This is a genomic window from Serratia sp. H402Y, from assembly GCF_051172415.1.
GTDB lineage: Bacteria > Pseudomonadota > Gammaproteobacteria > Enterobacterales > Enterobacteriaceae > Serratia > Serratia ureilytica.
Map to the genome: position 1 here is coordinate 369,408 of NZ_JBPIYZ010000002.1, position 13,271 is coordinate 382,678.

Genomic DNA, 13,271 nt, shown 5'->3' on the forward strand with positions numbered 1-13,271 from the left:
AACGTCAGGCGGCGACGGGCACGCCGCTGTGAAAACGCAGCTCGCTGTCCGGCGACAGGATCAATTCAGCCTCGAGGCGGCCGAAATGCGCCACCCGTTCGCTGATGTCGCCGCCGGCGATCTGTTCCGCCAGCGTCAGGTAGTCCTGATAGTGGCGCGCTTCGGATCGCAGCAGCGAGACGTAAAAGCGGTTCAGCTCATCGTCCAGGTGCGGCGCCAGTTTGGCGAAGCGTTCGCAGGATCGCGCTTCGATGTAGGCGCCGCAGATCAGTTTGTCGATCAGCGTCGCCGGATCGTGAGTGCGGATCTCGCGGATCATCCCCTTGGCATAGCGGCTGGCGGTAATCTTGCGATACGGGATCCCGCGCGCCTGCATGATCTCCAGCACCTGCGAGAAATGATGCAGTTCTTCCTTGATCAGCAGCACCATGCGATCCGCCAGATCCTGGCCGTAGGCCGAGCCGTTTTTCGGCAGGATCTTGCGGGTGAACTGGCCCTGGCGGAACAATGTGTCGGGCGCGCCCTGCGCTTCGTGCAGAAACGCCTCGTAGGGCCGCAGCAGCGCCAACAGCGCGTCGCCGCTCTCTTTGTCCGCCACGTAACGGCGGATCAGCCACATGCCGGTCTGCGCGGCCTTCAGCTCACACACCAGGTGGTCGGTCAGCAACAGCTGCAGGTTTTCCGGACGGCGCGCGGCGTCGATCCAGGCATCGGGGGTTTCACAGTGCAGGAAGCTTAAAATCGGGGCTAACAGGGATTGGTATGTCATGGCGTCATTGCCCTATGTATTTCAAGTTGCAGCCAGGCGGCCAGCTCACTCATCCCCAGGAGCTTACTCAGGTAAGTGACTGGGGTGAGGGAGTGCAGCCAACAACGCTGCAGCTTGAAAGACGACGGGGATATCAGGGGCCGGCGAGAACCGGCCCATGTGAATAAGCGGGGTTAATTAGTGGCGTTTACCGTCGTCGTCTTCGTCGATGTAGTCGCCGTCTTCGTCATCCCCACCGTCTTCACCGTTCGGATCTTCGAAGTAGGTGCCCCAGCCGTCGTAGTTGACGCCGCAGCGTTCCGCCAGCGCCACCAGCTGCTCAACCTGGGCGTCGATCAGTTCGGCGTTCAGGCCGACTTCGCTGATCACGTCGCAGCACATCACCAGCGAACCGTCTTCCACTTCCAGCTCTTCGGCGTCGGTCACTTCGTAGCCCAGCTTGAAGGCTTCAACGGCGGCCTGCTCCAGAACCTCAAATTTCTCGGCGGACAGATGGTGCTCGATGGTGTAGAGCGCGTCCGGATCGCTGCCGTCTTCCAGCAGCTCTTCGATGATCAGGCGGGTCTCTTCACGTTGTTCTTCCAGCAATTCGCGGTTTGCCATGCCTATATCCTCAAGTCAAATGGCCTTCATTCCTTCTATTTTCACACACCGCCGACGTTGCTTCCACGATAAACGTGAAAGATTTCCTCGCCGGGGTTGAAATTGAATATTCATACATATAAAGTGAATTTTAATTCAATTAAGCAATCAGGGAATCGGACTATGAGCACCGGCAATGCGTTCTACCAACGTCACTTTCTGAGGTTAATGGATTTCACCCCCGCCGAGCTGCAGGCGCTGCTGCGGCTTTCGGCCGATCTGAAGCAGGCCAAGAAGCAGGGGCGGGAACAGCGCCGGCTGCAGGGCAAAAACATTGCGCTCATCTTCGAAAAAGACTCGACCCGCACGCGATGCTCTTTCGAAGTTGCCGCATTCGATCAGGGCGCGCAGGTCACGTACCTCGGCCCGAGCGGCAGCCAGATCGGCCATAAAGAGTCGATGAAAGACACCGCCCGGGTGCTGGGCCGCCTGTACGACGGTATTCAGTACCGCGGCTACGGCCAGGCGCTGGTGGAAACCCTGGCGCAGCACGCCGGCGTGCCGGTGTGGAACGGCCTGACCGACGAGTTCCACCCTACCCAATTGCTGGCGGATCTGCTCACCGTGCAGGAACACCTGCCGGGCAAGGCGCTGAACGAAGTGAAGCTGGCGTACGTCGGCGACGCGCGCAACAACATGGGCAACACGCTGCTGGAAGCCGCCGCGCTGGCGGGCATGGATCTGCGGCTGGTGGCGCCGAAGGCCTGTTGGCCGCAGCCGGAGCTGGTGGCCGAATGCCAGGCGCTGGCGCAGCAAACCGGCGCGAAACTCACCCTGACCGAAGACATCGCCGAAGGGGTGCAAGACGCCGATTTCCTCTACACCGACGTGTGGGTGTCGATGGGCGAACCGAAAGAGACCTGGCGGGAGCGTATCGCGCTGCTGCGGCCGTATCAGGTCAACATGGCGATGCTGAAACTGACCGGCAACCCGAACGTGAAGTTCCTGCACTGCCTGCCGGCGTTCCATGACGACCAAACCACGCTCGGCAAGCAGATGGCGCAGCAGTACGATCTGCACGGCGGCATGGAAGTGACCGACGAGGTGTTCGAGTCGGCGCACAGCGTGGTGTTCGATCAGGCGGAAAACCGGCTGCATACCATCAAGGCGGTGCTGGTCGCCACGCTGAGCGCAACGCTCTGACACGCCTCTCCCTCCGCCCTGGCGCCCCCGGCCAGGGCGGCTAATATATTCCTGGAATATCAAATAGCGCATTGGCCTTTGCCCGCCGCGGACAAAGGTTCTACCGTGACAGGCCGACGGCGCCCGCGCCGTAAAAACCAACGATAACAAACCGTTCTCAGCGCCGCCTTGCGGCGCCTTCAGGGGATACACACCGATGAAAGCCAAACTCTTGCCGCTGTTCCTGCTCGCCGCCCTGCCCGCCGCCGCGTTAGCCGCCACGCCGCCGAATACGCTGGTGGTGGTGCAATCGCTGGATGACATCGTCAGCCTCGATCCGGCGGAAGCCAACGAACTCTCCAGCATCCAGACGGTGCCCAGCCTGTACCAGCGCTTGGTGCAGGCGGATCGCGACGATCCGGCCAAGGTGGCGCCGGTGCTGGCGGAAAGCTGGCAGAGCGATGCGGCGGCCAAAACGCTGACGGTGAAACTGCGGCCGCAGGCGGCGTTCGCCTCCGGCAACCCGCTGACCGCCGACGACGTGATCTTCTCCTACAGCCGCGCGGTGAAAATGAACAAGTCGCCGGCGTTCATCCTCAACGTGCTCGGCTGGCAGCCGGACAACATCGACGCGCAGCTGAAGAAGATCGACGACCATACCGTGCAGCTGCGCTGGACGGCGGACGTCAGCCCGGCGGTGGCGCTGAATATCCTCTCGACGCCGATCGCCTCGATCGTCGACAGCAAAGCGGCGCAGGCCAACGTTAAAGACGGCGACTTCGGCAACGCCTGGCTGAAAATGCACTCCGCCGGCAGCGGCCCGTTCAAGATGCGCGTCTATCAGCCGCATCAGGCGATCGTGCTGGACGCCAACCTCACGACGCCGGGCGACAAGCCGCAGCTGAAAAACATCATCATCAAGAACGTGCCGGATCCGGCCACCCGCCGCCTGCTGGTCCAGCAGGGCGACGCCGATATCGCCCGCGAACTGGGCGCCGACCAGACCGACACGCTGAAGAACCAGCCGGGGGTTAAGGTGCTGGAGATCCCGTCCGCCGAGCAAAACTACCTGGTATTCAACACCGGCAACGGCGCCAATCCGCTGCTGAACAACCCGGCCTTCTGGGAAGCGGCGCGCTACCTGGTGGATTATCAGGGCATCACCCAGGATCTGCTGAAGGGCCAATACTTCGTGCACCAGAGCTTCCTGCCGGTCGGGCTGCCGGGCGCGCTGGAGACCAACCCGTTCCGCTACGATCCGGCCAAGGCGAAAGCCATCCTGGCCAAAGCGGGCATCACCCACGCCGCCTTTACGCTGGACGTAGAGAACAAACCGCCGTTCATCACCATCGCGCAGGCGCTGCAGGGCAGCTTCGCCGCCGCCGGCGTGAAGGTCGAGCTGCTGCCGGCCGCGGGCAGCCAGGTATACTCCCGCGTGCGCGCCAGGCAGCATCAGGCGGCAATCCGCCTGTGGATCCCGGATTATTTCGACGCTCACTCCAACGCCAGCGCCTTTGCCTACAACGACGGCAAGAGCAGCACGGTGGCCGGGCTGAACGGCTGGCAGATCCCGCAGTTGAATAAGCAGACGCTGGCGGCGCTGGCCGAAGCCGATCCGGCCAAGCGCCGCGCGCTGTACACCGCCATGCAGCAGGAGCTGCAGCGCAGTTCGCCGTACGTGTTTATCGATCAGGCCAAAACCGAAGTGGTGCTGCGCGACAACGTCAAAGCCTACCAGCAGGGGCTGAACGCCGACATGGTCTACTACGATCGCGTCAGCAAATAGCCCGCAGGCGGCCATCGCCGGCCAATCGATTGCGGGGCGGCAAAAAACGGCGTTTTAACGCTTGCAGTGGCGAAAAGCGCGAGTATAATGCGCCACAATTTGCCAGGAGAAAGCATGAAAAACGACGTTTGTTTTGTTAGCCGCAATCGACAAAACCGACTGCCTATCGGCGGCCAGCTGCCGTTGTTTCTCCTGTTGCTAAACCGATCGTTTCAAGCCCCTCATTGAGGGGCTTTTTTTTGCCTTAAAAAGTCCCGCGCCACGGGCACGCGTCGAGGAGGAGTGAAAAATGGCCAACCCGCTGTATCACAAACACATCATCTCTATTAACGATCTCAGCCGCGAGGATCTGGAGCTGGTGCTGCGCACCGCCGCCGGTCTGAAAGCCAACCCGCAGCCGGAACTGTTGAAACACAAGGTGATCGCCAGCTGCTTCTTTGAAGCCTCGACCCGTACCCGCCTGTCGTTCGAAACCTCGATGCACCGCCTCGGCGCCTCGGTGGTCGGTTTCGCCGACGGCAGCAACACCTCGCTCGGCAAAAAAGGCGAAACCCTGGCCGACACCATCTCGGTGATCAGCACCTACGTGGACGCCATCGTGATGCGCCATCCGCAGGAAGGCGCGGCGCGCATGGCCTCGGAGTTCTCCGGCAACGTGCCGGTGCTCAACGCCGGCGACGGCGCCAACCAGCACCCGACCCAGACCCTGCTGGATCTGTTCACCATCCAGGAAACCCAGGGCCGCCTGAACAACCTCAGCATCGCCATGGTCGGCGACCTGAAGTACGGCCGCACCGTGCACTCGCTCACCCAGGCGCTGGCCAAATTCGAAGGCAACCGCTTCTACTTCATCGCCCCGGACGCGCTGGCGATGCCGGCCTACATCCTGAAAATGCTGGAAGAGAAAGGCATCGAGTACAGCCTGCACGGCAGCATTGAAGAAGTGGTGCCGGAGCTGGATATTCTCTACATGACCCGGGTGCAGAAAGAGCGCCTCGATCCGTCCGAGTACGCCAACGTGAAGGCGCAGTTCGTGCTGCGCGCCGCAGATCTGGCCGGCGCGCGCGCCAACCTCAAGGTGCTGCACCCGCTGCCGCGCATCGACGAGATCGCCACCGACGTGGATAAAACGCCGCACGCTTACTACTTCCAGCAGGCGGGCAACGGCATCTTCGCCCGTCAGGCGCTGCTGGCGCTGGTGCTCAACGCAGATTTGGCTCTTTAAGGGGGAACCGCCATGACTCACGACAACAAACTGCAGGTCGAAGCGATCAAATGCGGCACGGTGATCGACCACATTCCGGCGCAGATCGGTTTCAAACTGCTGACGCTGTTCAAGCTGACCGCCACCGACCAGCGCATCACCATCGGCCTGAACCTGCCCTCCAACGAGCTGGGCCGCAAGGATCTGATCAAGATCGAGAACACCTTCCTGACCGAGCAGCAGGCCAACCAGTTGGCGATGTACGCGCCGAAGGCCACGGTGAATCGCATCGACAACTATGAAGTGGTGCGCAAGCTGACCCTCAGCCTGCCGGACCACATCGACGGCGTGCTGACCTGCCCGAACGGCAACTGCATCAGCCGCAGCGAGCCGGTGGCGTCGAGCTTCAGCGTCAAATCGCGCGACGGTGAAGTACACCTGAAGTGCCGCTACTGCGAAAAAGAGTTCGAGCATCAGGTGGTGCTGCAGGCGGACTAATCCCGGCATGGGCGCCGGGAGATGGCGCTGTTATTCTCCCGGTGACGCCCTATAATGGGTTCTCTGAAAATCACTCTACCCACGTTGCTACCCACCGAATTTTACGCTGCGGCCGACCGCGCGGCGGCGTGAAAGACAACGGGTTTATCAGGAGAAAACATGTCACGTAACATCAGCACTGAACTCGCCCCGGCAGCCATTGGTCCTTACGTGCAGGGCGTTGATCTGGGCAGCATGATCATCACTTCCGGCCAGATCCCGGTCGATCCGAAAACCGGCGCCGTCGCCGACGACGTCGCCGCTCAAGCGCGCCAGTCGCTGGAAAACGTCAAAGCGATCGTCGAAGCCGCCGGCCTGATCGTTGCCGACATCGTGAAAACCACCGTGTTCGTGAAAGACCTGAACGACTTCGCCACCGTCAACGCCGCGTACGAAGCCTTCTTCACCGAGCACAGCGCGCCGTTCCCGGCCCGTTCCTGCGTGGAAGTGGCGCGTCTGCCAAAAGACGTGAAGATCGAAATCGAAGCCATCGCCGTGCGTCGTTAATCGACGGTCACGCGCATCACGGCCAGTGCAGACTGGCCGTTTTTACATTACTTGAATGCTGGGCGCCGACGGACACAACCCAAAGTTTCCGCTGCTGGAGAGGATGAAGCGTTAACCTGTTTAACCACCTGTTTTAAAACGGCGATAACCTCTTCTCGCGAAGCCGTAATCGGTTTACCGCGAGGCGTTATGCGGTCAATCTGTTCAGATGTATAGGTGTTCACTGCATCTGCACCTTCCATGCCGAATTTATACACCTTCAGCTCATAAGAGGCAGGTTGTGTTACCTGACGTTTTGTTGACTTTATCACCATGCGAACCTCCTGTGACCCTACCGGCATTTCGTCATTATTGCGCAAATTTCACCCACCTTCAATTATGAGGCCGGCGGCAAAAAACCTTCCTGGAACCACAGGAAAAGCGCCTCGGCATCTCGATAAAGTATCTGTTTGAGCCCCCCGGCGAGGTCAACAAATTGATGATAATTTATATAATAATCAGCCAACTCCGTATTAATCGGCGATATTAAGCGCAACCCTGCGCATGCCGTATCCACCATAAAGAGCACGGCGACATAGAGCGCAAAACGCAGCGTATTGCCATCAAGGCTCGAGTCTCTAATACGAAAGTTTTGCAGCATCTCAATATTTAACATCGCCAGTTGCTCGCCCGCCGCCGGACAAAACCGGCAGATACAGGCGCCTGCCGGCCGGTCATCGATGCCCTGTATCTTAAAGCTAAACGTAAAGCCGTCAGGATCGTCCAACACGGCGCCATTCAACGCCCAGGGAATACGGCGCTCTTCGGGTTGTTGGCGAGCCAACGCAACGCACCACTCAAAATCTTCAGCATTCATCATTTGTACCCGAACGCCATACCCAGCCTCAGCCAAGAGGTCATTGGTTGCAGCCAGTGCGCCTTCTCCAATCAATCGGACATTAAAAACCTGCGGCATTATCAATCCCTTTAATGCGTAAACCGTATTGAATGAACAAATCGGGCTGGATTTTACAACCAGCCCGTCGTTTCTGCTCTTTCAACCACATCGCAATGTCGAGATATGGAATACGCCCCGCAGTTTCTTCGCCACCTCTCCTTACGGCGCCGTTTGCATCCCCCGCAGCAGCGCCTCCAGCGGGTACACCGCCGCAATCACCACTTCGTCGCGCGTCTGCGCCGCCGCATCCAGCCGGCGCTGCGCTTGTTCGGCCTCGGCTCGGCTCAGCGGTTTATCCTGCTGATACCGCTCCAGCAGCGTTAACCCCAATGCGGCCAGGGCATCGACGTCCTGCGCCACCGGCGCCAGCTCCCGCAGCGTGCGGTTGCCCGCGATCGCCGTCTGCAGCGCCGCGCCGTTCGCCTGCCAGCGCTGCAGCCGTTCGCGCAGCGCCTGCGCCGCCGCCTTATCGCGCTTATCCTTCAGCAGAGCCGCGACCTGCGCATGCATGTCGCGCACCGCCTCGCTCTCCGGCGGCAGCGCATCGGCAAAGCGGTTCAGCGGTTCGAACTGATGATAGTTGCCGGCCTGGAACTTCAGGTGCTGGCGGGTGTAATACTGCGCCGGTTCCACCGCCTCGGCCAGGATCTGCAGCGGCACGATCTGCACGCTGTTGCTCAGCCGGGTGAATTCGCGCGCCGTTTCCGCGTGCTGCTGCAGGCCGACCGACACCACCGACCAGGCGTCGATCGCCGCCAGCCGCCGGTACATGTTGTTCTCATCGGTGACGTCCTGCGCCGACCACAGCCGCTCCGCCACCGCAAAGGCGCGCGGCCACAGCTTGAGATCGATCAGCGGCGCACGCACGTTTTCCGCCCACAGCGCCGCTTCCCCGCCGAGGATCTTGGCCTGCCCCTTCTCATCCGGCACCACCGGCATCTTGCCCGCCGGCGCCGCCGCCAGTTTCTCGCCCTGGGTGGGGTAACGCACGTTGCCGACCAACGTATAGCCGCTGAGCTTGTCCTGTTGCAGCGTAAACACCGGCCGCGTGTCGCCCATCCAGGTATCGACGCGGAACGTCACCTGCTGCGGCGTGCGCCAGACGATATCGTGCACCGCGCGGCGCGATTTGCCGTTGAAATCGATAAAGCCGCGCCAGCCCTGCTTGCCCTCGATCAGCGTGAAGCTGCCCTCCACCGCGCTGCCCTTCAGGCGCGGCATGCTGAAACGCCAGCTTTGCGCCTGCTCGCCGGGCTGCACCGCCGTCTCAACCCCCAGCGGCTGCGGCAGAATTTCATTGCGGTAGTGATAGGCGGTGCTTTGCGGCTGATCGAGGTAGAAACCGGTGGAGAGAATGCCCTGATAGCCATCCTGCGCGCTGGCGCCCAGCGAGTCTTGCCCCTGCCAAGACTGAATGACGATCGAACGCGGCAGCGACGGATGATAGATCTCGTCCCAGCCGACCATCTGCCGCTGGTGCTTCTCGAGGACTTTTTCCAGCTTCTGGTTGAAGTAGGCCTGCAGCGCATGGGTATCCGCCAGCCCGTTCTGCTGCATAAACGCCTGAATCGACGGCGACGCCCGCCACTGGCTGGCGTCCACTTCGTCGCCGCCGATGTGCAGATAAGGATCGGGGAAGATCGCCGCCAGCTCGCCGACGATCGTATCGACAAACTGATAAACCTCGTCGCGGGTCGGATCGAGCGTCGGCTTATGCACGCCCCACTCGCGCTCCATGCGATACGGCCCCGGCGCGCTCATCAGGTCGGGATAGGCCACCGCGATGCTGGAGGCGTGCCCCGGCATGTCGATCTCCGGCACCACGCGAATGCCGCGCGCCGTGGCGTAAGCCACCACCTGCCGCATTTGCTCACGGGTGTAGAACTGGCCGTCGCTGGCCTGCTGCTGCAATTTGGGGTAATGCTCGGAGGCGAAGCGCCAGCCCTGATCGTCGGTCAGGTGCCAGTGGAATACGTTGAGCTTGGCCGCCGCCATGCCGTCAAGCTGGCGCAGAATGTCCGGCAGCGGCAGGAAATGGCGCGCCGAATCCAGCAGCACGCCGCGCCACGGAAAACGCGGCACATCGCGAATATCCACCAATGGCAGGAAAGTGTTTTGCCCATCGGTCTGCAGCAGTTGCAGCAGGGTCTCCATGCCGCGCAGCGCGCCGAAGCGGGTGTTGGCGGTCAGCGTGGCGCCCTGCGGCGTGACCGCCAGCCGGTAACTCTCATCGCTGCCCGGCAGCGGCTGCGCCGCCACCCGATCCTTGATCACTACCTTGATCGCCGCGCCGTTTGCTTCTTCCCTCGGCGCCAGCGTCCAGCCGGTCTGCAACTCGATGCGCTGGCGCCAGCGCGGCAGCGCGTCGCCCAAATCATCGCCCTGGAGGCTTAACGACAGCCGGTGATCCAAAATCAGTTTGCCCGCCGGTTGCGTCACTTCCACCTGCTGCGGCCAGGGCATCAGCGGCAAATCACCCACCGGCTGCGCCAGCGCGCCGCAAGAAAACCATAACGATGAAGCCAGTAGCGTATAACGGAAAGGTCTGTGCATCGGAAATTCCTCAGAGGAAAAAAACAAAATATCCCCAATGAATTTCAAACCACCGCCAGGCGGCAAGCGCCCGCATCCCCAGGCGCTTAGGTCTGCTAAGTAACTGGGGGGCGGGCGTACAGCCAACAACGCGGTGGCTTGAAAGGCGCAGGGGAAAACAGCCAACGCTGTAGATAAAGACTCAGCACAGAACAGATGTCCAACCGTTGCGGTGAAAAAGCGGACGGGATCACAGTTGCCCCCTCCCGGCCGGAGGGGGCGAACGGGTTATTGCCAGCCGTAGCGGCGCACGAACCAGCCTTTCACGCACTGGGTCAGCACCATGTAACCGGCGAGGATCAGCACCAGCCACGGGAAGTAACCGAGCGGCAGCGCCTGCAGCTGCAGGAAGCCGGCCAGCGGCGAGAACACCAGGCCGATGCCGGTAGCGATCACCGCCAGCGTCATGATGCACAGCGGCCAGGACGGGCGGCTCTGGATAAACGGAATTTTGCGCGTGCGGATCATGTGCACGATCAGCGTCTGAGACAGCAGCCCTTCCACGAACCAGCCGGACTGGAACAGCGTCTGCATTTCCGGCGTGTTGGCCTTGAATACCCACCACATCAGGCTGAAGGTCAGCACGTCGAAGATCGAACTGATCGGCCCAAAGAACACCATAAACCGCCCCAGATCGGCGGAGTTCCAGCGCTGCGGCTGGGTGATCTGATCGTCGTCGACGTTATCGAACGGGATGGCGATCTGCGAGATGTCGTACATCAGGTTCTGAATCAACAGGTGCAGCGGCAGCATCGGCAGAAACGGCAGGAAGGCGCTGGCGATCAGCACGCTGAACACGTTGCCGAAGTTGGAGCTGGCGGTCATCTTGATGTATTTCAGCATGTTGGCGAAGGTGCGGCGCCCTTCGATCACCCCCTGCTCCAGCACCATCAGGCTTTTTTCCAGCAGGATGATGTCCGCCGCTTCCTTGGCGATGTCCACCGCCGAATCGACGGAGATGCCGATATCGGCCGCGCGCAGCGCCGGCGCGTCATTGATGCCGTCGCCCATAAAGCCCACCACGTGCCCCTGGCGGCGCAGCAGTTTGACGATGCGCTCCTTGTGCAGCGGCGTCAGCTTGGCGAACACCGTGGTGCGCGCCGCCGCCTGCGCCAGCTGCTCGTCGTCCATCTGCTCGATCTCGCTGCCGCGCAGCAGATGATCGGCCTCCAGCCCGACGTCCCGGCACACTTTGGCGGCCACCAGCTCGTTGTCGCCGGTGAGGATCTTCACCGTGACGCCGTTCTGTTTCAGTGCCGCCAGCGCCGGCGCGGTGCTTTCCTTCGGTGGATCGAGGAAGGCGACGTAGCCTTCGAGGATCAGATCCGACTCGTCCGCCACGCCGTATTCATGGGTTTGCGCCGGCAGGATCTTGTTGGCCACCGCCACCACCCGCAGCCCCTGCTGGTTGAGATCGTCGGTGATGCGGCGGATCCTCGCCAGCAGCGCCTCGCTCAGCGGGATCACCTCGTCTTCGTGGCGCACGTGGCTGCAAATCGCCAGCATCTCTTCCAGCGCGCCCTTGCACACCAGCTCGTGATACTCGTTGTCTTTGGCCACCACCACCGACATGCGGCGGCGCACGAAGTCGAACGGGATCTCATCCACCTTGCGGTAGTTTTGCAGCGCCTGCGGCTGCTGATTTTGCTCCGCGCAGCTCAGCACCGCCACGTCGAGCAGGTTTTTCAGCCCGGTCTGGTAGAAGCTGTTCAGCCAGGCGTAGCGCAGCACCCGCTCGCTGCTGGCGCCGAACACGTCGGTATGGCGCTCCAGCACGATCTTGTCCTGGGTCAGGGTGCCGGTCTTGTCGGTGCACAGAATGTCCATCGCACCGAAGTTCTGGATGGCGTCCAGCCGTTTGACGATCACCTTCTGGCGCGACAGTTTCACCGCCCCTTTGGCCAGCGTCGAGGTGACGATCATCGGCAGCATCTCCGGCGTCAGCCCGACCGCCACCGACAGCGCGAACAGCGCCGCCTCCCACCAGTCGCCCTTGGTGTAGCCGTTGATCAGCAGCACGATCGGCGTCATCACCAGCATAAAACGGATCAGCAGCCAGCTGACCTTGCTGATGCCGCTCTGGAAGGCGTTCGGCTGCTCATCCTGGCTGGTGACGCGCTGCGCCAGCTGGCCGAAATAGGTGCCGCCGCCGGTGCCGATCACCATCGCCAGCGCGGTGCCGCTGACCACGTTGGTGCCCATGAAGCACAGGTTTCGGCAGTCGAGTGGATCGGCCGCCGGCAACTGCGGCGCGGCGGATTTTTCCACCGGCAGCGATTCGCCGGTCAGCGCCGCCTGGCTGATGAACAGATCCTTGGCCGACAGCACGCGCAGATCCGCCGGGATCATGTCGCCGGCCGCCAGTTTGATGATATCGCCCGGCACCAGCTGCGCGATCGGCAGCTCCACGTGCTCGCTCCTGCCGGTGAGCGCATCGCTGCGGATCACCGTGGCGGTGTTGCTCACCATGGCCTTCAGCGCGTCGGCCGCCCGGTTGGATCGCGCCTCCTGGATGAAATTCAGCAGCGTGGAGATCAGCACCATCAGCGCGATCACCAAGGCGCCGGTGAGATCCTCGGTGGCGTAAGAGATCATGCCGAGCGCGGTCAGCAGCAGGTTGAACGGGTTGCGGTAGCAGTGCCAGAGGTGTTGCCACCAGGCCTCTTTCTGCTGATCGTCGATGACGTTCTCGCCGCAGCGCTGGCGCACCTGTTCCGCCTCATGGGCGGTGATGCCTTCCGGATGGCTGTGAAAACGCTCAAAGAGCTGCATCGTTTCTGCGGCGGCGCATTCCAGCCGCTGCTGCGCCAGGCCGGCCGGCATGTCGCGCGCAGCGCCGCCGACGCTGTCCAGCAGGCTGTCGCGGCGCACCAAACGGCGCGGGAGGCCGCGGGCGAACAGGCCCAGCAGTTGACGGGGGAGTTTTTTCAGTTTCATGGGTCGCACCTCGTCGCCCGGTGCCTCACGGCAGCGGGTAAACGGGGATCGTCATCGGCCGGGCGGATGGCGGGTGCGCCAAAAAGCCTCTGCCAACGCAGATCCTTATTCTTTTTTTCAGCAGCAGGAGCGAACGACGAAGCGCGCGCTACCGGTTACCGTGATGTACTTCACCGGTAAAACAGCAGCGCCAGGCGGAGAGGTTTTACCGGAGAACCGAGTGAGTGTCTAAAGCAGT

The 13,271-nt window shown here is 61.8% G+C and carries 11 protein-coding genes; 5 read left to right on the top strand and 6 right to left on the bottom strand.

The features are described 5' to 3' along the window. Nucleotides 1–4 precede the first annotated feature (4 nt). Together miaE and rraB are read right to left on the bottom strand one after the other, a co-directional pair. Complete coding sequence (gene miaE / locus ACSBQS_RS15710) at nt 5–769, bottom strand: tRNA isopentenyl-2-thiomethyl-A-37 hydroxylase MiaE (protein WP_042783574.1); 765 nt, start codon at nt 767–769, stop codon at nt 5–7. A 177-nt stretch (nt 770–946) separates the two neighbouring features. Continuing rightward, nucleotides 947–1,372 (bottom strand): ribonuclease E inhibitor RraB, encoded by a 426-nt coding sequence (gene rraB, locus ACSBQS_RS15715; protein ID WP_072626637.1) that lies wholly within the window; start codon nt 1,370–1,372, stop codon nt 947–949. A gap of 162 nt (nt 1,373–1,534) precedes the next feature. On the opposite strand from rraB, the gene argF reads away from it, so the two are divergent. From argF to ridA, 5 genes are all read left to right on the top strand, one after another. Continuing rightward, entirely contained in the window at nt 1,535–2,554 is a 1,020-nt protein-coding gene (gene argF, locus ACSBQS_RS15720; protein ID WP_197666888.1) for an ornithine carbamoyltransferase, read from the top strand. Between the two features lie 196 nt (nt 2,555–2,750). Next, nucleotides 2,751–4,319, top strand: coding sequence for an ABC transporter substrate-binding protein (locus ACSBQS_RS15725; RefSeq protein WP_342163723.1), 1,569 nt, complete (start codon nt 2,751–2,753; stop codon nt 4,317–4,319). 289 nt (nt 4,320–4,608) lie between these two features. Continuing rightward, on the top strand, nt 4,609–5,544 hold the full coding sequence (gene pyrB / locus ACSBQS_RS15730) for an aspartate carbamoyltransferase (RefSeq protein ID WP_033641691.1): 936 nt from the start codon (nt 4,609–4,611) through the stop codon (nt 5,542–5,544). A 12-nt stretch (nt 5,545–5,556) separates the two neighbouring features. Next, nucleotides 5,557–6,021 carry an aspartate carbamoyltransferase regulatory subunit gene (gene pyrI / locus ACSBQS_RS15735; protein WP_033641690.1) on the top strand — a complete coding sequence of 155 codons (465 nt, stop codon included), beginning with the start codon at nt 5,557–5,559 and terminating at the stop codon, nt 6,019–6,021. A gap of 159 nt (nt 6,022–6,180) precedes the next feature. Continuing rightward, entirely contained in the window at nt 6,181–6,567 is a 387-nt protein-coding gene (gene ridA, locus ACSBQS_RS15740; protein ID WP_004933379.1) for a 2-iminobutanoate/2-iminopropanoate deaminase, read from the top strand. Nucleotides 6,568–6,614: 47 nt separating this feature from the next. Here ridA and ACSBQS_RS15745 read toward each other — a convergent pair whose 3' ends face one another. The 4 genes from ACSBQS_RS15745 to mgtA form a co-directional block, all read right to left on the bottom strand. Further along, nucleotides 6,615–6,881 carry a hypothetical protein gene (locus tag ACSBQS_RS15745; RefSeq protein WP_072055768.1) on the bottom strand — a complete coding sequence of 89 codons (267 nt, stop codon included), beginning with the start codon at nt 6,879–6,881 and terminating at the stop codon, nt 6,615–6,617. Nucleotides 6,882–6,943: 62 nt separating this feature from the next. Beyond that, nucleotides 6,944–7,522, bottom strand: a complete 579-nt coding sequence (locus ACSBQS_RS15750; protein ID WP_197666886.1) for a hypothetical protein — start codon at nt 7,520–7,522, stop codon at nt 6,944–6,946. Between the two features lie 141 nt (nt 7,523–7,663). Next, nucleotides 7,664–10,057, bottom strand: coding sequence for a beta-N-acetylhexosaminidase (locus ACSBQS_RS15755; RefSeq protein ID WP_197666885.1), 2,394 nt, complete (start codon nt 10,055–10,057; stop codon nt 7,664–7,666). Nucleotides 10,058–10,324: 267 nt separating this feature from the next. Next, nucleotides 10,325–13,033, bottom strand: a complete 2,709-nt coding sequence (gene mgtA, locus ACSBQS_RS15760; protein WP_197666884.1) for a magnesium-translocating P-type ATPase — start codon at nt 13,031–13,033, stop codon at nt 10,325–10,327. Nucleotides 13,034–13,271: the final 238 nt, after the last annotated feature.